Source organism: Clostridium sp. UBA5988, from assembly GCF_002435615.1.
Taxonomy (GTDB): Bacteria; Bacillota; Clostridia; order Clostridiales; family Clostridiaceae; genus Clostridium_J; species Clostridium_J sulfidigenes.
On sequence record NZ_DJBA01000057.1, the window covers coordinates 31,961 to 54,406 of the forward strand.

At 29.0% G+C, this 22,446-nt stretch carries 20 protein-coding genes; 17 read left to right on the plus strand and 3 right to left on the minus strand.

The genetic code is table 11. The features are described from left to right. Positions 1 to 9 precede the first annotated feature (9 nt). On the plus strand, positions 10 to 1,305 hold the full coding sequence (locus B3J31_RS12590) for an MFS transporter (RefSeq protein WP_346874034.1): 1,296 nt from the start codon (positions 10 to 12) through the stop codon (positions 1,303 to 1,305). A 216-nt stretch (positions 1,306 to 1,521) separates the two neighbouring features. Beyond that, positions 1,522 to 2,871, plus strand: a complete 1,350-nt coding sequence (gene glmM / locus B3J31_RS12595) for a phosphoglucosamine mutase (protein WP_346874035.1) — start codon at positions 1,522 to 1,524, stop codon at positions 2,869 to 2,871. A 49-nt stretch (positions 2,872 to 2,920) separates the two neighbouring features. Here glmM and B3J31_RS12600 read toward each other — a convergent pair whose 3' ends face one another. Then, entirely contained in the window at positions 2,921 to 3,400 is a 480-nt protein-coding gene (locus B3J31_RS12600) for a hypothetical protein (protein ID WP_346874036.1), read from the minus strand. Continuing rightward, complete coding sequence (locus B3J31_RS12605) at positions 3,391 to 3,606, minus strand: helix-turn-helix transcriptional regulator (protein WP_035133418.1); 216 nt, start codon at positions 3,604 to 3,606, stop codon at positions 3,391 to 3,393. Before B3J31_RS12605 ends, B3J31_RS12600 begins: the two co-directional genes overlap by 10 nt. A gap of 1,026 nt (positions 3,607 to 4,632) precedes the next feature. Between B3J31_RS12605 and glmS the strand changes: the two genes are divergently transcribed. Continuing rightward, a complete protein-coding gene (gene glmS / locus B3J31_RS12610) occupies positions 4,633 to 6,459 on the plus strand; it encodes a glutamine--fructose-6-phosphate transaminase (isomerizing) (protein ID WP_346874037.1) in 1,827 nt (608 codons plus the stop codon). 122 nt (positions 6,460 to 6,581) lie between these two features. Here glmS and B3J31_RS12615 read toward each other — a convergent pair whose 3' ends face one another. After that, positions 6,582 to 7,760 (minus strand): diguanylate cyclase domain-containing protein, encoded by a 1,179-nt coding sequence (locus B3J31_RS12615; RefSeq protein WP_346874038.1) that lies wholly within the window; start codon positions 7,758 to 7,760, stop codon positions 6,582 to 6,584. Positions 7,761 to 8,034: 274 nt separating this feature from the next. Between B3J31_RS12615 and B3J31_RS12620 the strand changes: the two genes are divergently transcribed. The 14 genes from B3J31_RS12620 to B3J31_RS12685 all read left to right on the plus strand — a co-directional run bounded on the left by B3J31_RS12620 (position 8,035) and on the right by B3J31_RS12685 (position 22,412). Further along, positions 8,035 to 8,376 carry a cupin domain-containing protein gene (locus B3J31_RS12620; RefSeq protein WP_035133425.1) on the plus strand — a complete coding sequence of 114 codons (342 nt, stop codon included), beginning with the start codon at positions 8,035 to 8,037 and terminating at the stop codon, positions 8,374 to 8,376. Between the two features lie 17 nt (positions 8,377 to 8,393). Further along, positions 8,394 to 9,608, plus strand: coding sequence for an NAD(P)/FAD-dependent oxidoreductase (locus B3J31_RS12625; RefSeq protein WP_346874039.1), 1,215 nt, complete (start codon positions 8,394 to 8,396; stop codon positions 9,606 to 9,608). 14 nt (positions 9,609 to 9,622) lie between these two features. Further along, on the plus strand, positions 9,623 to 9,841 hold the full coding sequence (locus tag B3J31_RS12630; protein ID WP_150845930.1) for a DUF1450 domain-containing protein: 219 nt from the start codon (positions 9,623 to 9,625) through the stop codon (positions 9,839 to 9,841). Between the two features lie 541 nt (positions 9,842 to 10,382). Further along, positions 10,383 to 10,820, plus strand: coding sequence for a hypothetical protein (locus B3J31_RS12635; RefSeq protein ID WP_346874040.1), 438 nt, complete (start codon positions 10,383 to 10,385; stop codon positions 10,818 to 10,820). 150 nt (positions 10,821 to 10,970) lie between these two features. Continuing rightward, positions 10,971 to 11,342, plus strand: a complete 372-nt coding sequence (locus tag B3J31_RS12640; RefSeq protein WP_346874041.1) for a DUF4351 domain-containing protein — start codon at positions 10,971 to 10,973, stop codon at positions 11,340 to 11,342. A gap of 414 nt (positions 11,343 to 11,756) precedes the next feature. After that, positions 11,757 to 12,743, plus strand: a complete 987-nt coding sequence (locus B3J31_RS12645; RefSeq protein ID WP_346874042.1) for a DUF7669 domain-containing protein — start codon at positions 11,757 to 11,759, stop codon at positions 12,741 to 12,743. A 32-nt stretch (positions 12,744 to 12,775) separates the two neighbouring features. Beyond that, a complete protein-coding gene (locus tag B3J31_RS12650) occupies positions 12,776 to 14,068 on the plus strand; it encodes a PD-(D/E)XK nuclease family protein (protein WP_346874043.1) in 1,293 nt (430 codons plus the stop codon). 420 nt (positions 14,069 to 14,488) lie between these two features. Beyond that, positions 14,489 to 15,751, plus strand: coding sequence for a restriction endonuclease subunit S (locus tag B3J31_RS12655; protein ID WP_346874044.1), 1,263 nt, complete (start codon positions 14,489 to 14,491; stop codon positions 15,749 to 15,751). 21 nt (positions 15,752 to 15,772) lie between these two features. Continuing rightward, a complete protein-coding gene (locus B3J31_RS12660; RefSeq protein WP_346874045.1) occupies positions 15,773 to 16,531 on the plus strand; it encodes a hypothetical protein in 759 nt (252 codons plus the stop codon). A gap of 18 nt (positions 16,532 to 16,549) precedes the next feature. Further along, positions 16,550 to 16,906, plus strand: a complete 357-nt coding sequence (locus tag B3J31_RS12665) for a hypothetical protein (protein ID WP_346874046.1) — start codon at positions 16,550 to 16,552, stop codon at positions 16,904 to 16,906. A gap of 13 nt (positions 16,907 to 16,919) precedes the next feature. Beyond that, on the plus strand, positions 16,920 to 18,821 hold the full coding sequence (locus B3J31_RS12670; RefSeq protein WP_346874047.1) for an HsdM family class I SAM-dependent methyltransferase: 1,902 nt from the start codon (positions 16,920 to 16,922) through the stop codon (positions 18,819 to 18,821). Between the two features lie 11 nt (positions 18,822 to 18,832). After that, positions 18,833 to 20,269 (plus strand): restriction endonuclease subunit S, encoded by a 1,437-nt coding sequence (locus tag B3J31_RS12675; protein WP_346874048.1) that lies wholly within the window; start codon positions 18,833 to 18,835, stop codon positions 20,267 to 20,269. Between the two features lie 35 nt (positions 20,270 to 20,304). Next, positions 20,305 to 21,360 carry a hypothetical protein gene (locus B3J31_RS12680; RefSeq protein ID WP_346874049.1) on the plus strand — a complete coding sequence of 352 codons (1,056 nt, stop codon included), beginning with the start codon at positions 20,305 to 20,307 and terminating at the stop codon, positions 21,358 to 21,360. Next, a complete protein-coding gene (locus tag B3J31_RS12685) occupies positions 21,357 to 22,412 on the plus strand; it encodes a hypothetical protein (protein ID WP_346874050.1) in 1,056 nt (351 codons plus the stop codon). Before B3J31_RS12680 ends, B3J31_RS12685 begins: the two co-directional genes overlap by 4 nt. Positions 22,413 to 22,446 lie beyond the last annotated feature (34 nt).

Genomic DNA, 22,446 nt, shown 5'->3' on the forward strand with positions numbered 1-22,446 from the left:
GGGGAAATCATGGAGGATAAATTAAAAAATCATGGAGAAAATATAAGGTTATGGAATAAGAATTTTTTCTTGCTTTGGCAAGGACAACTAGTATCTATGTTGGGGGACATATTATATATTATGGCATTAAACTTTTGGATACTAGATATTACTGGATCTACTGGACTCATGGGGCTACTAAGTGCGCTTACAATGCTACCAAGAATAGTTTTAGGACCTTTTGCAGGAGTTTTTGTAGATAAGTGGAATAGAAGAAATATTATAGTTATAACAGATTTCATAAGAGGTGTAGTTGTTACTTTCGTAGGTATTGCAGGTATATTTGGATTTATACAGGTATGGATGGTGTTTGGAGTTGGGATAATTAGTGGCTTATGTTCTGCTTTCTTTGGTCCAGCAGTAAGTTCTATAAAACCAGAATTAGTTCATGAGTCTAAATTTGTAAAAGCTAATTCAGTTACAAGTCTTGCAACATCTGGTATGGATATGATAGGGAGTGCTGTTGGTGGAATTATATATATTGCTATAGGTGCTCCATACATGTTTTTAGCTAATGGTATATCTTATTTAATTTCAGCTTTTACAGAAATGTTTATAACTGAACCTAAAAGAGAGAAAAAAGATGAAAAAATTACTTTTGTAGATGATTTTAAAGAAGGATTTAGATTCCTTTGGAACTTTAAGGCATTAAGAAACTTATTCTTACTTGCATCATTACTAAATCTATTTGCTAATGCTGCATTTATATTAATACTCCCATATTTTAAAACTATGCCCTTCCTAGGTGAAGAAAGGTACGGATTTTTTATGGCAGTGATTCCTATGGGAATGTTAATAGGTAGTGGACTTTTATCAATAATTAATATAAAAAAGAATCAGAAATTTAAAATTTATAAATTTGGTGCATTGATATGTCTTGGAACATTACCTTTTGTATTTATAGTGGAAAATTTTTATGTAATGATACCTATAGCGTTTATATCCTTTTTATGTAATGTAGTCTTTAATACTATATTTAATTCTGCAATGATGCTTGTAGTACCATCAGACAAGAGAGGCAAGATTGGAGCATTAATGAATACCATAAGTGGAGGGTTACAGCCAATAGGAGCTTTAGTTGGTGGAGTCTTAGGTGAATTTTTACCTATAAGAGTAGCAGTATTATTTCTTCTAGGAATATCATTTATATTCACTATAGCTTTGGTTTTTGTTAAAGGAAGTAAAGAATTAATGGAGTATGAAAGCAGTGATGGTACTGTAGAAGAGCTTATAGAGAAAACAAATGGTATTGTATTAGAAAGTTAATATGAGATAAGAATGATATAATAAAAGCAACACAGTTTTTGTGTTGCTTTTGTTCATATAGAATGTAGAATGGTAAGCTGTTATTGTTATAATACATAATTTGTATTATAATTAATCTGTATATTGTAATGAGAATTTCACATAGTAATGTAGACTTAATAGAAAAAATAAGATTATTGAAGATAAAAAATCATACTAAGAGGAGAAGATTTATATATGGGTAGAATGTTTGGAACTGATGGAGTAAGAGGAATTGCTAATAAGGAATTAACTGTAGACCTTGCATATAAACTTGGAAAAGCGGGAGCATTAGTTTTAACTCAGTGCACTAGCAAACCTAGAATAATCGTAGGGATGGATACAAGAATATCCGGAGATATGCTTGAATCAGCTTTAGTTGCAGGGATTTTATCAGTAGGAGCAGAAGCTCTTTGTTTAGGAGTAGTTCCAACTCCAGCCGTTGCATATTTAACAAAGAAGTATAAGGCAGAAGCAGGGGTTGTAATATCTGCATCACATAATCCTGTTGAATATAATGGTATTAAGTTTTTTAATAAAGATGGATTTAAATTAAGTGATGAATTAGAAGATAAAATTCAGAAGTTAATAGAAAGTGATTTTGAAGGAATCAATATTCCTACAGGAGGAATGTTAGGTAGAAAATACATAGGAGAAGATGCTATAAATGACTATGTAGAATTTGCTAAATCTACTATTGATGGTGATTTAAGTGGTATGAAAATTGCCGTTGACTGTGCCAATGGTGCAGCTTATAAAACATCAGTAAAAGCCTTAAAAGAACTAGGAGCAGAAGTTTTTATCATTAATAGTGATCCAGATGGAATCAATATAAATAAGGATTGTGGATCAACTCATCCTGAGGATCTAATGAAATTTGTTGTTAAAAATAGATGTAACTTAGGATTAGCTTTTGATGGAGATGCAGATAGATGCTTAGCAGTAGATGAAAAAGGAAATCTTGTAAATGGAGATTTCATGATGGTAATAGCAGCTAAACACCTTAAGTCTATAGGTAAATTAAACCGTGATACAGTTGTTGTAACTGTTATGAGTAACCTTGGACTTCACATAGCTTTAAAAGAAGCGGGAATTAAAACTGTTAGTACTAAAGTTGGGGATAGATATGTATTAGAAGAGATGGCTAAAGAGGGCTATTCTATTGGAGGAGAGCAATCAGGTCACGTTATATTCTTAGATTTCAATACCACAGGAGATGGTTTAGTTTCAGGTCTTCAACTTGCAGCAACAGTAAAGAGTACTGGAAAACCATTAAGTGAACTTGCAGCAACAATGAAGGAATTACCACAAGTGTTGGTAAATGCTAAGGTGCCAAACAACATGAAGGACATCCATGAAAAAGATGAAGAAATCATGGCAGATATAAAAGCAATGGAAGATAAAATGGCAGGTTGCGGTAGAGTGTTAATAAGACCTTCAGGTACAGAACCACTAGTAAGAGTAATGCTAGAAGGTGAAAATCAAGAAGAGATAGACAAAATGGCTCATGACCTAGCTAAAAAAATAGAAGAAAAAGCAAATAGATAAATATTAGAACCCGTGAAAATTCACGGGTTCTAATATTTATAAAATTCAATTAGAGTTTTTTACTATAGTATACTTGTAGGATAACAAATATAACCATAAATATAATAAGGACAGTCCATAGAGTCCAGAATACAGCAAGGTTAAAAATTCCAGATATCATCAAACCGATATATGCAAGAATATTTATTATAATAGAAGCAGAGCACAAAGATTTTTGTGTGATCAATTGATTTCTTTCATCTTGTTCCTCTAATCTTTTTTCTTTTAATTTCTTTTCATCTTTTAAAAGTTTTTTTATTTTAATGATAAATATTAAACCTATTGTAATTAGTGAAGCGCCGATTCCTGTATAAAATCCACTTAAAAAATCAGGTAGATAATTATATTTTCCAACAGAGAATATAAAGCTAATAGCTAGAGTGGCTACTCCTAGAATAATCACAATGGAAAGTAAAGAAATTCTTTTCTTTAGTACTTTTTTGTAGTCCTTATCCGTTGTTGCATTAGATATAATGGCTTCTAATAACATAAATTTTCCTCCTCTAAATCAAAAATAAAGATATCTTCAATATTCATTTCAAAATATTGAGCAATTTTATGGGCTAACACCAATGAAGCTTTATACTTCCCGTTTTCTAAAGAGATAATTGTTTGTCTAGTAACATCTACAGCATCAGCAAGTTCACTTTGCGTAACACGTTTTTCTTTTCGAAGTTCTTGGATTTTATTTTTCAACTTATCACATCCTGTTCTATTAATATTATTTGTAATAAATATTAAAATTTAAATGTATAGTATGCTTTACAATTTAAGTATAGTACGCTTTACATTTCGTGTCAAGCTTACTATACATTTTTATACTATTTATTTTATATTTTAAATGTGAAAAACCTGGAAGGCCCCATGGGGAGAACAACTAGTTAACTAGTTATATAGTTATATAGTTATATAGTTTTATAGGTAAATAGATTTATAGTTTAATAGTTAAATATTTATATATAAAAAATTTTAGCTATGTTTATATATAAATATTTGTATAATTCACATTGAAATTAAATAAATATTAATAATTGTGGAATTAATTTGAAATAAAATAATATTTAATTGAATAATATTATAATTAGGATATGTATATATATAGATGAATTTCATTTAATAGACACTATTAATAAATACCATTGACCCAAAGGTATTAAATGAATATAATATAATGAGGTTAATTGGTTTTAGATTTTGGATAAATAAATATTAAAATTTGGTTTTAAAAATTAATTTTAATATAAAGTTCACAAACTTTATTATTCTTTATATCGTATATGTGGAGTATGAGTATAGGAGAGTATATAAAATGTGGACATCCTAACTCTTTTAAAATACACTTTGAAAACCAAGTGTTGGAAAGGAGGAAATAGTCTAACCACGTAACTAAGCGCCAGGACTTAAGTGAAAAGGAAGCTCCTTTTCATTGCATTCAAATGAGTAAGTTCCACTAGCCAAATCATAGATTTGGAGTGTCACTTAAGTTGACGAGGATGGGGAGTATCGAATCTTCGGCGGGTGCCCCACGGTATCGCACTACCGTTAACGATTGATAAAGACAGGAAGTGATTCCTGTTACAAAGCAATCCGGTGTAAAACCTTAACTAAATGTGGATAAGTTGATAAGTATTTTAAAAAATCATACTAAATCAAAGGTTTTTCTTATTCATATAGAGTTAAATCTAATTTGAAATAGAAGACATTTAGGAGGAAGATTTTTTTATGTGCGGAATAGTAGGTTATTTTGGAAAGAGAGAAGCAGCACCACTGCTTATTGAAGGATTAAGTAAACTGGAGTATAGAGGATATGACTCAGCTGGAGTATCTATACTAAATGAGAAGGGTATTGATCTTACAAAATGCAAAGGTAGACTTGCAAATTTAGAAGAAAAGTTAGAAGAAGATCCAATAAAAGGACATATAGGTATAGGACACACTAGATGGGCTACTCATGGTAAGCCATCAGATTTAAATTCACACCCTCATACTAATGGGGATGGAACTATATCTGTAGTTCACAATGGTATTATAGAAAACTATATGGAACTTAGAGAATGGCTTATGAAAAAAGGCTATGAGTTTAAGTCAGAAACAGATACTGAGGTAATTCCAAACCTTGTAGATTTCTACTATAAAGGGGACTTGCTAAAGGCAGTAATGGAAGTTACTAAAAAGCTAGAAGGAAGCTATGCTATAGGAGTTATAGCCGCTAATGAGCCTGATAAACTAGTAGCTGTAAGAAATGAAAGCCCATTAATAGTTGGTCTTGGAGAAGATGAAAACTTCATTGCTTCAGACATACCAGCTGTATTAAATCAAACAAGAAAAGTTTATCTTTTAGAAGATAAAGAATTTGTTCTTATGACTAAAGATGGAATAAAAATATATGACCAAAATGAAAAAGAAGTTAAGAAAGAAGTATTTAATGTAACTTGGGATGCTGATGCTGCTGAAAAAGGTGGATATGATCACTTCATGATGAAGGAAATCCATGAGCAACCAAAGGCTATAAGAGATACTATGGCTTCAAGAATTATTCCTGGTCAACCAATAAGAATCGATGATATAACTATTACAAAAGAACAAATAGAAAAATTAAACAAGGTATATATAGTAGCATGTGGAACTGCATACCATGCTGGATTAGTAGGGAAAAACATTATTGAAAAACTTGCTAGAATACAAGTTGAAGTAGATATAGCATCTGAGTTTAAATATAGAGATCCAATAATAGACGAAAACACTCTTATGATAGTTATTAGCCAATCTGGAGAAACAGCAGACACTATGTCAGCTTTAAGACTTGCTAAGAAAAAGGGTGCTAGAGTAATAGCTGTTACTAATGTAGTTGGAAGCACAGCTTCAAGAGAAGCCGATGATATACTATACACTTGGGCAGGTCCAGAAATAGCAGTTGCATCAACAAAGGCTTATGTAACTCAATTAATAGCTATGTACACAATTGCTCTATTCTTTGCAGAGCAAAAAGGTACAGTACCTCAAGATAAGATAGAAGCTATTAAAACAGAAATGTTAGCTCTTCCAGAAAAAGCAGAAGCAGCACTTAAGTGTGATGATGCAGTTAAGGCTCTAGCAGCTAAAACTTGCTGTGAAAATAACATGTTCTTCCTAGGAAGAGGCCTTGACCATGCTATAGCAATGGAAGGATCTTTAAAATTAAAAGAGATATCTTATATTCATTCAGAAGCTTATGCTTCAGGAGAATTAAAACATGGTCCAATAGCTTTAATTGAAGAAGGAACAGTAGTAGTGACTATGGCAACTCAAGAAGACTTATTTGATAAGACTGTAAGTAATATGAAAGAAGTTATTGCAAGAGGAGCTAGAGTGTTTGCAGTGGCTCAAGAAGGTCACACAGATATAGAAAAATCTGTAGAATCAGCAATCTATATTCCAAAAGTAATGGACTTATTAGCTCCAGTTATAGCTATAATTCCAATGCAACTATTCTCTTACTACATGTCCATGGAAAAAGGTTGCGATGTAGATAAGCCAAGAAATCTTGCAAAATCAGTTACTGTAGAATAGTAGAAGTGTGATGTAAAAATATTTAATTTTAAGATAAATATTGATTATTTGTAATAAAATCGAATTAAAGTTTAATAAAGCAAAAAGACTAGACATTTTAAAATAAAAATGTCTAGTCTTTTTTATAACTTCTTATGTTTTTTATTGTTATACATATTGCTATCAGCAGTATCCAATGTAGATTGCATTTTTGAAATTGAATTTTCTGAATAAGCTATTCCAATTGAAATTTTAATTGGGATATTTTTATTTTTTTCATTAAAAACTTTAATGGCTATTTGTAAGTCAGCATAAAGCTTTTTAACTTCAGAATAAGATTTATTTTTTACAATAATAACAAATTCATCTCCGCCAGTTCTTGAAATTACATGTTCATCAGTAAATACTGATTTTAGTACCTTTGCAGTATTTCTAATAAGAATATCACCACTTGAATGCCCAAAAGAGTCATTAGTATATTTTAAACTATCTAAATCGCATACAAATATGCCAACTGGAATACTAATAACATTATTTAATAAATCCACTTCCTTTAAAAAATAATTTTTATTATATAATTCAGTTAATGTATCATTATATCCTATCTTTTCAAGTCTTTGTTCTAACTCCTTTTTCACTTGAATATTTCTTGTGATTGATTCAACAGCAACAAGCTGATTGTATTCATTGAAATAAGGTATAATATAATCTTCTACCCATATGTAATATCCATCTTTATGCTTTAATCTTACTTGAAATAATTTTGAAAAATCTGTATCAGACTTTATTTTAGAAAATTGAATTTCTTTATCATCTGGATGTGCTATTTCAAATGGCAACATAGGATTTTTAATGTAATCTTCTATAGGATAACCAAAAAAATCTTCCACAGATGAATTCAAATATGTAAATCTTGGCTCGGGTAAAAGTTCCCACCTACAAATTATATCTTTTGCATGTTCAAGCATCCTTAGTATCAGATTATCTCGTTTTTCTAATTCTTTATATTTGCTTATATCAATAATTGATAGGTAAAATGCTTCAACTTTATTATCAGTTGTAAATGGTGTAGCTTGTACGCTAAAATATTGAGTTAATCCATCTTTTCTTGTAAATTCAACATTTAAATCTTTATTAGAAATTAAGTTTTTAATGTTAATTTTAAAGAGTTTTGAAATATTTGTATTTATCATTTCATCATTAGTATAACCTAAAATATCATAACAATTAGTAGTAATATCAGTAATAATTCCATGGTTAGTAATTACTATTTCAAGTTCCCTTGAAGTTATTTTATTATTATAACAATTTAATGAAGTCATCTTAAAATCTCCTATATAAGTAAGTCAATAATTAATGTTGTTATGTTTCTACAAGTTTTTACACAATATTATTATAATGTAAATAGTTATTTTTTTCTACTGTTTACTAAGAATAGTAGATCATATACATGTATGTAGCTAATAAACAAAATAATATATGATACAATAGTATATTTTAAAAATATAGTTAATAATAATATGAAAATTACACAATACTAATAGCATAAGAATTATATTATATAATACTAACACGAAGATGAAGGAGAACTAGATTATGAAAATAGAAAAAATATCTGATAAAATAATGTACAATGATGAATCCTTAACTAAGAAAATAATTTATAAAGAAGATAAGATATTGAATTTTGTTTTAAATTTTAGACCAGGGCAAGGAGTGCCACCACATAATCATGAACAAAGTGATTTACTTATTCATGTACTTTGTGGAGATGGTGAAATGACTGTAGATGGAAATTTAAATAAAATAACACAAGGAGATGTAATTCATTGTAAAGGAGTAGAGGTGTTTAGTATAAAAAATACTGGCAATGATGATATGTCATTATTTGTAGTATTAGCTCCAAATCCATCAGCAGTATATTCAATAGGAATATAAAAGGGTGGTGAAAGAATATGATAAATAGGATTATTATAATAGGAAATGGAATAGCAGGAATTACTGCGGTGAAAGCCATAAGAGAAGTAGATAAAGAGTCAGAAGTATTTATATTTGGAGAAGAGAAATTTTACCCATATAACAGAATAAAATTGTCTAAGAATCTATTTGATGAACTCTCTGAAGATAATACTCTTCTTCTAAAGAAATCATGGTATGAAGAAAATAAGGTTAATATTTACGTAAGCAAAAAAGTAACAAAGATTAATATTGAAAATAAAGAAGTAGTTTTATGTGATAAAAGTATACTTAAGTATGACAAACTTTTATTAGCAAATGGAGCAAGAAATAATAAACCTCCAGTTGAAGGCATAGAAAAACCAGGTGTCTTTAACTTAAGAACGTTACAGGATGCATGGGATATTAAAAGTAAAATGAAAAAAGGTGAAAGTGTTATAAACATTGGTGGAGGAATACAGGGATTAGAAACTGCTTGGAATTTGAATCAGCATGGAATCAATGTTTCTATTGTTGAGATTCAATCTAGACTAATGCCAAATCAATTAGATGAAAAGGCATCTAAAATACTTCAGGATTCAGTAGAAAAGTTTGGTATTAATATACACTTAAATACGAGAGTTAATAAAATAGCAGGAAATAATGAGGTTGAAGGTGTTGTAACAAGTTCAGATGAATTTATGCCTTGTAACAAGGTTATATATTCTGCTGGAATAAAGCCTAACATAGAAATGTTTGAAGATACGCCTATTAAGTGTGAAAAAGGAATTGTTATAAATGAAAAGATGGAAACTAATATAGCAGATATATATGCAGCAGGTGACGTTGCTGAACTTGATAACTTTGTTCCAGGACTGTGGAATATATCAATAGGCCAGGGTAAAGTTGCAGGATATAATATGATAGGAAAAGATAGTACCTATAAGCATATTGTTCCTGTTACTACTTTAAACGCTTTTAAATTATCCTTATTTTCTATGGGGTGTGTAGATGAAAACAATGCAACTAATGTTCTTGTAGAGGATAATGATGAAGGTCAATATATGAAGGTGCTTGTAAGAGATAGAAAAATAGTAGGGGCTATTGTAATTGGAGATACGAAACGATCACCAATATTAAAATCAGCCATTGAAAAAGAAATATCCTTAGAAGCTATTGATTTATCTAAAATTTCAGTAACAGAATTATTGAATAACATACAAAGTAAAAAATAAAGGAGAGAATAAATATGACAGAAATAAAATTTTGTGAAAATAATTTTACATATGGAACTGAAGATACCATGAAGAAATTACAAGAGAATTATCCTGACGTAGATGTAACCGTAGAATCATGCTTAGGATATTGTGGAGACTGTGCCACTAATCCATATGCACTTGTTAATGACGAAATGATTCTGGCAGATTCTGCAGATGAATTATATGAGAAAATTGAGGAGTTAATATAAAGTCTTCGGATACAAAGCACAGGAAGAGTATTCTCCTTCTACAAAATACTACTAACTCTCGTTGCTATCCTAGGACTTTTAATTGCTACTCCACTATACAACTTAATTGGTATAGGTAACTCCTTTGCAAGCATTTCAGTTATACTAATTATCTTATGTGTGTTGAATTTAAAAAGGAGTTTTAGTAGAGATGTAGACGAAGTTTTAGATATTAGTGAGATATAAGTATATTCCATAAATACAGAAGCCTATATATTAATTTACTAGTTAAATTAATATATAGGCTAGTTTTTATTAGTAACAATTTGAATTATTTTTCCAACTGTTTTTCTATCACTTAACCATGAAAAATGTTCTCTGGATCTACGTAAAAATGTATCTCATTAAAGAGATGGTGTGAGCAAGATATATAAATTTTAGCGAACATATGTGCATATTATCTTTGAAAGTGTCAATACTTTAGATACAGAGATAAGGCCTTAATAAAATCCTTAAATTAATGCTATTAATTTAAGATAACACACTTGGAAGGAGTAACAACATGGATTATAATAAGATTGAGGATGCAGTCTTTAAAAAAGCTATGGAAGTATTTAAAGAAGGTGCCCCAAAGTTTTTTAATTTGGATATTAATATTAGTAGACCAGCTGAAACTGAGATTAAAAATATTGATATTAAAACTAACGCTATGGACTATCTATTTTACACAGAAAGCGGAGATTATCTTCACTTTGAATTTCAAACCACTAAGAAAAATGAAGATATATCTAGATTTCTTTACTACGATTCTTCTTTGTATTACAAAAGTAAAAGAAACATAAGAACTCTAGTAGTATATTCATCAGATATAAAAGAAGCCCCTACATACCTAGATTGTGGAAGCATAAAATATAATGTAGAAGCCTTTTATATGAAAAACTTAGATGGAGATAGTAAATTAAATAATATAAACAGAGTTCTTAGCTTCTTTGAAGCTTAGAACTCGTTATCCAGGGACGTAGCTGCTCTTTACTCCCACTTTGAAGAAGATGGGAGTATTAGAGCAGGTAGTCATCGGATAAAATATAAAGTTGAGAATAATATAGAATTAACAGAACAGGATATAATAACTCTTAGTTTTATCCCTCTTATGAGCAGTATAAAATCTAAAAGTGAAATTACTCTAGAGAGTATAGAAATTGCTAATGAAATAAAATCATATACAGATAAAAACAAATGTCTAACACTTTTATATGCCCTGTTCGATAAATTTGGGGATGAATTGTCTAAGAAAAGATTTAAGGAGGTTGTTGGTATGACTGAAGTTGGAAAAATGATATATAATGAAGGTAAAGAAAAAGGCAAGTCTGAGCTATTAATTAAACAGCTTATAAAGAAATTTGGAATATTACCAGATGAATATAAAGAAAAAATTAGGAATTTATCTGAAGCTGCAATAGAGAATATTGGTACAGAAATATTTGACATGGAATCTCTTGAAGAGCTAAAGAAATATATATAAAAATTAAGTGGCTAACCTCCATTGGAGGTAGTCACTTAATTTTTGTAATTATAAATAAACATTTATGTATAATTATGTTATTAGGTAAAGATGGTGTTATAATATATACATATTTAGTTGAATATTGTAATAAAATCAATAACATTAATATAATATGAGCTATTACTGAGGTGAATAGATAATAAAGATATAATATTGTTTCAGAGAGATAGTGTTCAATAATATAAAATAAAAAGTCTAAAAATTTACACTAAAATTACCATATAAGTTGCCCAAAAGTGAGTTTAGGAAAGCGTTATATATGATGTCACTTGATGGGCTAGAAAAAATTAATGATATTGTTAGAGGGTCATAATATAGTAGGTCAATATAAATGATAAAAGCGTTTTATAAAAAGTAATTAGGGGTGGGGTAATGGGACTTTATAAGTTAAAGAAAATAGATGGAAATATAGAAACAGGTATATTAGAAAAGGTTAAAACTGACTCTATAGATTATGAAAAAGACTTTGAAAATTGGTTAGAAAATAGCCCAGCTGTATTGCTAGATGATGATAGTGAGAGTACAGTTTTATGGATAGGGAGGCAGGTTAGTGCAACTGTTGGTGATGTTGGTAAGTATCCTGATTTGATTGGAATAGATGCTAATGGAGATTTGGTAATAGTAGAATTGAAAAAAGGTAAAACACCAAGGGAAGTAGTTGCTCAGATACTTGAATATGCTTCATGGGGAGCAGCATTAAATTATGATGATTTAAACGATATTTCTCAAAATTATTATAGTAAAGATAAGGATTTAAGTGGAAAGAGTTTATTGCAGATTTATCATGATGTATTTTTACCAGATAGTGAAGAAGAAACTAATATGCAGTTTAATATAAATCAAAAGCTATATATAGTTGCGGAAGAAATATCGCCTATTGTTAAGCAAGTGGCTACGCATTTAAGAAGTAGATATAAGATGGATATATATTGTTTGGAATATGAGGTGCTTAAAACACAGCAGGGAGAGTATTTTATAAGTACAGAAAAAATACTTGGCTATGATGAAATAAAAAATAATACTATAACAAATAGAAATAATAATTTGAATACTAGATGGAATGAACCAATAAAAATAAAAGATGTAATAAGTAATGCTGTGAATAAGATAACAGGAGGAAGAAAGGAAGCAGTATTTACTTCAGTAGATGTATATAGCGAATTAATTAAGGAATATCCTGAGATTAATCAGAGTACAGTAAGGTGTCAAGTTATCCAAGATTGTGTTAATCATACTTCAAGAAGGCACTATCCTAGTGGTCAGAGAGACTTGTACTTTAGAATTAATAAAGGGAAATATAGATTGTATAACCCAGAGAATGATGGGAAATGGGATTGGCAAGGGAAAGAGATTAAGTAAAATCATACCAATACTAAAAAAGAGGTGGCTAGATGTCAGAAATAATAATGCAAAATCAAGAAAGCACTAATTTAGATATTAGAAAAGCAATTGTTCAACTTTTTAATTCAAAAGAATACCATGAGTTAAAATTATATTATGATTTTAAAGGTATATTCGATATTTTAGGTATTATGAGAAATGAGAATGTTCATAGTAATTTTTTAGCATGGATACTAAACCCTGATCAGAAGCATGGGTTAAGTAATTATCCAATGAGAAAATTTCTAGAGATGATAGTTATTTCATTATTTGATTGTCAGTATGAAAAAGGACAATCAAATTTGTTTCCAGAATATCTTATTGATTATATAATAACTGGTAATTACGATATTGTTGATGTAAAAGTAGAAAGGGAAAAGGTAGTTGATAATAATAAAAGAATTGATATATTCATTGATTTATCATTACAGATTGATGGTATAGAGTCAGAAATTACTGATATAAAAATAATATTAGAAAATAAAGTTTATTCAAGAGAACATTCAGAACAGACAGTTCAATATTATGAATGGGCTACTAAGAATTTTAAAGAAAACTCTGAATTGATATTTTTATATCTTTCACCAATCTCCAATAGTGAGTTGCATGATTTGACAGAACAACAGTGTCAGTGTAAAGAATATATTCAAATTAATTATCAATATATAGTTGATTATATATTAGAACCATGTAAAATGCAGCAATTACCGTCAGAAGCAAGTTCATTGATTGATAATTATTTAAGGTGCTTGAGTTACCCATCAATAGATGAAAATAGTATTAAGAATGGAGGATTAATTATGGCAGTTAATGAACGAGAGAGAAAATTATTACTTGATTTTTGGGAAGGAAACAAGCCTTTGCTTTTAGCAATGTTAAATGTATTAAAGGATGATGAAAGTATTGATGAACAAGAAAGAGAAAACATGGATACCATGATTAATACAATATACAACAAATCCAGTAAGGATTATAGTAAATGCTTATTTAAAGGACATAAATATCCTAAGAGTAGGGTGGTTTGGGCTGTATTAAAAGAATATGTAAATTCAACACAGGTAACATTTGAAGCATTAAAGAGTACCTTTAGTGATAACATTCAAGGAAGTTCAGGTGTTTTGCAAACTGTAGAATATGCTGAAAATAAAGATCCAAGAAGATTTTATATGAAGCCTGATGAAATATTAATCACTTCAGATAATGTTAAATTTGTAGTAAGTAATCAGTGGGGAAAAGATAATATTGATAGATTTATTAAAGTTGCCACTGAAAAAGGATTTGAAATAACAAGGGTTGAAGTATAGGATAACAAAATAATGTGTATAGAAGGAAAAATAATATTTTTAAATAAGCGGGGATTGATAATATTTAAATATAAAATGTTATTTACTGATTATTTTATATAGTACAATAATCTGTATAAAAAAAGCCTCCTGATGATGTTAAATCATTGGGAGGTTTCCTTGTATAAATATTACGCATGTTATAGATACAATTAAGTATTTTAAGAATATACAAAGATATGTAAATGGAAATTTTTCCAAAGAAGAGAGATGCTAAGGAAATAATCTGCATTTTTTTCTTCGAAAGAAAGATAAAGAGTAGATTAAAAATAAATAGTATTAAATTGGATACAAAACTCTTGCTTTTTCAAAAAAATAGGAATATCATATATTATATAAAGAGAGTTTTATTTGGGGGAAATTATGTGATGGAGGCTATAAATGAAATGTATTTATATAAAACCAAATGAATTAGATGGTTACAAAATTTCTTATGAGTATGTAGCGCAAAAGAAAAAACTACAAGAAATTTTAAGTGGTTATAATACTGTTAAACTAAGTAGTATAGTAAAAGACGTAACTAGCGGATTAAGAATAAAGAAAGAATATTATGCGGAGACGGGATATCCAGTTATTGCTCCAGGGGACATAAGAAATGGCACAATATATTTAAATGAACTAAAGTATGTGAAGAAGGAAGTAATAAGAGATAAGGATATAATTGCTTCAGGAGATATTCTGGTAACAGCAGCAGGAAGGTCAGGGCAGATAATTTATGTAAATGATGAACTTGAAGTCTGTGCTATAACTTCAGATATTATAAGAATAAGAGCATCTGATGAAGAGAAAGGGAAGTTTATAGTAAGTTTTTTTAAGAGTGAACTTGGACAAATGATGCTTAATACCATAAAAACTGGATTGAGTAATAAAATTTTGGTTGAAGATATAAAAAAATTATTAATACCTGAAGATTATAAACTTGATAAAACAAATTGTAATAATAATATAGAACTACAAACACAAGCAGCCAAATTATATAAAGAGGCAGAAAATATATTTTATAAATTCTTGGATTATCAAGGAGAAGAGGAGAAGAAAAAATGCTTTTTTACATTGAAGTACCTTGATAGTAATAGATTAGATCCTGAATATTACACTAATTTTTACACTGAACTTTATAGAATTATTAATAAGGATACTAAGGATATTAAGTGGCAAAATCTTGGCGAAGTAGTAGAAGTAAAGGTATCAGCAAAGCCTGAAATTAATGATAAAGATAAAGTGAAATATTTTTCCTTGGCTAATGTAGATGAAAAACTCTCGATTATTAAAGAAACACATGAAGAAGAGTATGGAAAGTTAAGTAACAGAATGAGATATGTAGTTAGAGAAGGGGAAATTGTAACTGCTAAAGGTGGAAGTGCAACTGGAACTAAATCACACGCTACAGCATTAATAACAAAAGAGTTAGATGGAATGGTAACAAGCGATGCTTTCTTTAACATAATACCTAAAAATATAGATAAGTATTACTTGCTATTCTTATTTAAACAATTAATTATAATAAATCAAATAAATATGATTTCAAAGGGTACAATTTATAAATTAGTTCAAAGGCAAGATTTTGAAAATATAAAGATACCAAGGTTAAATAAAAAAAATGAAACATTAATCTCAAATAAAATTAAATTGATTTTTGAATAGAAAATAAAAGGGGTAGATATTTTGGGGAAATTTAAGAAAGAGGCAGAAGAAAAACTTAGATTGATAGAAAACAATAAGAAAAGAGTATTTATAATACATTATTCTTGTGAAAGTTTCATTAAACATAGTCAAAGAACACCAAGGATATCATCAATAGCCATAAGAAATTATGAAAGTGATCAAACATATTCTTTTTCAATAAGCAAAATTGCTGAAATTGAGAAAAAGTCTATGGAACAATTATGTGAAGAATATGATGAATTAGAAAAAAAGATGCTTAATGAATATTTTGAATTTTTGAATGGGCATATGGATTGTTATTATGTTCATTGGAATATGAGGGATATAAATTATGGATTTGAAGCATTAAAACATAGATTTAAAGTTTTAGGAGGAATGCCTGTAAATTTGGATGAAGATAGACTTTTGGATTTAAATAAATTACTTATTGAATATTATGGAACTAATTATGCAAGTCATCCAAGACTTCAAAAGTTAATGGAAATAAACAACATTTCAAATATGAATTTTTTAACAGGTAAAGAAGAGGCAGAGTGCTTTGATAGATGTGAATATATTAAGTTACATTTATCAACATTAAAGAAAGTTGATGTATTATATAATATTTTAAATAGGCAAGTAAATGGAACATTAAAAACTAATACAAATAAATTCAAACAATTAATTAATGAAGTATTTGAGTCGCCAATTTATAAGATCTTATCCTTGATAGGTGTATTATGGACTGTTATCTCAATACCATTATTCTTTAAAAAATAATAAGTTAGAGGTGAAATCATGGTAGATCAAATTTATGACCAACTAAAAACCCCTAAAACTCTAGAAGAACTCCATCAAAGATTAAATGAAATAGGATTAAAATGGAATAAAGAACAGGTTGAATTATTTCTTAATATGGATAAAAACATAATAGAAAATGGGAATACTTATAGTGTTGGTGGAACTGATGCTAAAGATATTATTTTGGATATAATAGAAAAAACCATTGGTGGTAAACCAATGGTACCAATAAAAAAAGTAATGGAAAATATATCAGTAGATGTCGTTGTAAGTGCAGAAGAAATACTAAAGATTGCACTTGAGAGTGGTAGATATACAAGTCCAAATGGAGCAGTATTAAAGAAGCGTAATTAGAGGAGGAACTAAGATGCAAGAATTAAAAGATAAAGTTAAGAAACTGGGCTATGAAACAATACAGGGAATTGATGAAACAACGTTTAAAGCAAATCATAAAGAAGTTTATGTATATGTAAAGAAAGTAGAGGATGAACAGTTAAAACCAGATTTAATAACAAGTATAACCTATGATGCAATGGGAACAGATCCAATGTCAACTTATGCTTGGATTACTAATGGAACAAATAACTCTTATATACTTGTAGAAGAAGAAAAGGCAATTTCAGAAATTCCATCAGTAATAGAGGGTGAAGAGAAATTTAACTTTGGTAAAAGACAATTAACAGAAAGAGACATATGGTCAATACATAATTATCAGGAACTTCAAGAGAAATTTGATGGTATTCATGAAATGATTTATGGAATGAAAGATCATGTAAATAATTCAAATGATGCTATAGATGAATTCTGTAAATTAATATTTATGGAAGTATTTAGACTAAATCATCCAGATTATATATTGAGGGGTGGAGAACTAGAAGGTAGACGTTTTGATGACATTTTCAGATATGATAATATAGAAAAGTCAGAAAAACCAGAGGATAAGAATAAGGCAGTTCAAGATATTAGAGAAGCCTTTAAAATTGTTAAAAACCATGAAGATTATGTTGCAACATTAGATGATGGAAGTAAAGCAGCAATATTTAGTGCTGATGAATATATAAAACTTGAAAACCCTACTATTTACACAGCAGTATTAAATACGTTACAAGACTTAGGTCCTATTAAAGTTGAAGGTGTAGAAAGACCAGGTACGCTTCTTGATTTAACTGGTGATGTAGCAGGGCGAGTATTTGATGTGCTTTTAAGAAAGAAATATGAAAATAAAGGTGGAATGGGGATATATCTTACTCCTAGACAGGTAACGGAAGCAGCTACAGAAATGGTTGTATATGACTTAACAAAAAATGGAGCAGGAAAATTAATAGAGATTGATCCTAAGACTGGTTATCCAACGTTCAAGGTAGGAGACTTGTGTTGTGGTTCAGCAGGATTTTTGATAAAAATGCTGCAAGAAATAAAAAATCATATGCTCACTAAATTAGGTGGTAACACAAAACATTATGAAGAAGTATTTCAACTAATGAAAGAACATTCCTTTATTGGTGCAGATAATTCTCCAGGAATGATACTGAAGGCGAGACTTAATATGGCAATGAATGGAGCAGTGAAGTGTCCAATATTTCAAACAAGAAACTCTTTAATGACAACGAATTTAGAACCAGAAACCTTTGATGCAATGATAACAAACCCTCCTTTCTCAAAAACAGGGGTTTCAAAAAAAATAAAGAAGGGGGATACAACAATAGACAATCCAGAAGGTGTAGAAATAATTGAAAAGTATTCCGAAGATATAGATGATGATGGTCAAAATAAAATGAACACAGATAAATTATCACTTGGTTCAAAACCAGATAGCAAAGGAAAATGGAAGCAAGTAAATTCTATAGATCCAGCAGTATTATTTATAGATAGAAACCTTCAATTACTTAAAAAAGGTGGGCTTTTAATGATAGTTATTCCAGATGGAATACTTTCAAACTCAGGTGATAAATATGTACGTGAATATATTATGGGTAAGAAAAATGCTGTAACAGGAGAATTTGAAGGTGGAAAAGCAATACTTAAAGCGGTTATAAGTTTACCACAAGAAACTTTTTCATTATCGGGAGCAGGAGCCAAAACTTCATTATTATACTTAAAGAAGAAAGAACATCCAGGTGAAAAACAAGGTCCAGTATTTATGGCAGTAGCAGATGAAGTAGGATTTACAGTAAAACAAAATGTAGAGATACAACTAGGTGATGATTGTAATGATTTATTGAAGATAGTTGAGGCTTATAAAAAAGGTATACCAGAAGATATAGAATAGGGGTGGAGATATTGGCTAAGTTAGTTATACAAAATAGTAAACCTAGTATTGTATGGATAAATTCTGAACTAATTGAAGAAAAAATAGGAGGTCAATATTACTCCACAGAATATATTCAATATGAAAATATATTAAGAAATAATAAACTTGTTAATTTTGGAGATGTCATATGTGAATATAATGGAGGGCCAATGGGGTTTCAGTTACATTCTTATGACTATGTTGCCGAAGGAATACCTGTGTTAAGAACAAAAGATATATCAGAATTAACAGTGGAATTTAATGATCCGATATTTATAACAAAAGAAAAGCATGAAGAACTAAAAAATAGCAAGACGTATTCAGGAGATATTATAATTTCTAAAACAGGTCAGATAGGCGTAGTAGCAGTAGTACCTTTTAATGTGAAAGAGGCAAACTTAAATCAAGCATTGTGTAATGTTAGAGTAAAAGAAGTGGTTATAGATAATTATTTTTTAGCAGTTTTTCTAAATAGTAAATATGGACAATATCAATTCATTAGACAAGGAGAAGGAAAAGCAGTTCAAAATGGATTAACTAAAGATGAAATATTAGCATTAGAAATACCGGTGATATCTCCTGAAATCCAAAAATATATAGGAGATAAGGTTAGAAAAGCAGAAGAACTAAGAGCAGAAGCAAAAAGATTAAAAAAAGAGGCTGAAGAGATATTTTCCCAAAAAACTGATGAAGAAAGATTAATGATATTGTTAAATCAAAGTGAAGAGCAAAAACATAACTGGGTAAAAGGAATAAATATTGATAATAGCAGATTGGATGCTGAATATAATCAAAAAAAATATACAATTATAAATGAGTTTTTTGTAAAGAATGGTGTAATGATGAAAACGGTGAATGATTTTACTGCTGAGATAATAGTAAGTGGATCGACACCTAAAGGAGCAAACTATTTAAAACAAGGAATACCTTTTGTAAGAGCAACAAATTTAAGCGATTATACTATTAATGATGATTTAGTTTATATATCTAATGAAGAAAGTCAAAAGTTAAAAGGTTCTGAAATTAAAGATGGAGATATAGTTTATTCCATAGCAGGTTCTATCGGTGTTGTTTCTATAGTTCCAGAATATATTGAAAAGGCAAATATTAATCAGGCATTAGTACGGTTAAGACTTAAAAATATTAATAATTATTATTTTATGTTTGTTGCAAATAGTAATTTAGGAAGAATGCTATCATCCAGACAGGCTAATGGTGCAGTACAATTAAACTTAAATAGAGAAGAAGTAGGAAATATATTAGTACCTATTTTAAATGATAACATACAATCAACCATAGGAAATAAAATAGAAAGATATATTCAGACATTAAAAGAGTCAAAAAAATTAGTTCAAGAAGCAAAACAAGATGTGGAAGATTTAATTGAAGGCAACTTCGATATGTCAAAAATTAAAGAAATTAATTAAAATATTTTAATTTTATAAAAGGTAGGTGAAACCTTTTGCTTAATGTAACTGAATTAGTTAAAAATTTAAATTTTTTATATGATTACGGAGAAGTAGATAATAATGAAAGTTTAAAATATCTAGTAAATTTAAATTTTCTTAAATCTATTGAAGATAAATTAGTTATTACAAAAAAGTGGATTAAGTTCAGTGGGAAAGTTAGCGGAGAAGATTTTATTTCTTCTCTTCTCTGCTACTATCCAACATTATTTAATACATTACTTTTAAGAGTATATAAAGAAGCATGTGTTATAGGTAGGAGTGGCGATAGTAAATCACTATTTGAATTTATTGATAGTATACCCAAATTTGCAGATACAATATTAAAAGTTCAAAGCGAACCGATAAATGAAAATGAAGAAATAAAAGCATTGTATCAATCTGTATTTAATGGGTATCCTCAATATCCTTCTATACTAAGCAAACTAAAAATAATACAATTAACAGAGGATGTAAATGATTTAGAAATAGTACCTATGGGAGCAAATCCTAATGAAAATTTGGTACAAGGAAGAAGAATAACATCTTCTGTTTATTTAAAAGGTTTAAAAGGTAAAAATAAATTCACTTTAATTCCTTATGAATACTCAGATTTTCCAGTAGAAAAGGAAGTTGGTGAAGTTTTATCTTACCCATGGAAAACTGTTATAACAATATTTTCTATGGTGATTTCAGAGTATAAAGTTGGAGGATTTGAGGGTATATCAATAAGACCAACAGATATAACTAATCCTTATAATATTCAAGAACTTGAACTTTATATATTTAATTCAAAGGGTAAAGAAATAAAAGTAGGAAATTTAAATAATTTTGTATATGAATTCTGTAGCAAAAACGATTTATGCTTATTCCCAGATAAAGCACCAGAAACACACAAAGTGGTTTTTGAGTTATTAGGAGAACATAAAATTGATTTTAAAGATGGTGAATATGTATTAAATGAAGAGTTTAATGACTTAATATATTCTAAGGATATAATAATTAAAAATAGATCAAGGAAGTTTAAATATCTTCTTAAAGACTATATAGAAGAGTTGAGGAATACACTATGATAATAAAAATAGGAACAGATAGATTTTGGGTAAGAGCATCTAATATAGAAAGATGGGCAGATATATTAAGCACTTTACCAGAAAAAATACCTTGTAAAAATAAAAAGGATATTGCAAAAGATTATTTGTACTACAAGGTTGATGAAGGTGGAAGAATTATAAATGCAGATGAAGTATATGGACTTTTCGGAGTAGAAAAATCAAAAACTAGTGTAACTATTGTCGGGAGCAATTTTATAAAAGAAAATGCAGAGGGGTATGAATTAACAGAAGGAGCAGTTAATCTTTTAAATAAATATAAGGACAATGATGATTGGGAAAAGACTTTAGGAGAACAACTTTTAAAATATTCTTTAAGAGTTAGAACACTAGCCTTAGCACTATTAAATGGTGGTTACTTATACTTTGAAAAAGGCTATATGGAGAATTTTACATCGGCCTATATTAATTATGAAAATATAAATTACTATATATTTAGTAGTAAACCAGAAGACATAAATATAAATAATTTAATAAATGTTTATCCATCAAAGGTTTTAGGCCCTTTCTGGAAAGAAGAGTTGAATATAGTAGAGGAAGAAACAATTCAAATCCAAGGTGTGAATAAAGAAGAGCCATCATTAGGTTCTATGAGTACGTACTTGAAGATACCTATGATGCTTTTTGAATATCTAAATTGGATTAAAGAAGATGTAGATGGAAAATATGTTTTAGATAAACATAAGATTAAGGAAGATATAAGTGAAGAAACTTTTAGTAGTTTAATATTAGATACTTCATTAGATGATATGGAATTATTAAAAGAACTTATAGCAAATAATTCAGATGCAAGAGGTTTTTTTCCATTAGAAATAGTAGGTTCTTTGTTAAAAGATAAGATAGATAGAGAAGATGAAAAAAGTTACGAACAATGGATAGATCATTACTTTATGTGTTGTATTAATGAAGGTCGATTAAGGATAATTGATAATGAACAAGGTCAACCAAGACATGGTAGGGGATTGTTTGGGAAAAAAGACTATCAATTAATAAAGTTAGAAGTTGTTAATTAAGGGGGCATAACAATTAATAATTGTTATGTGCATA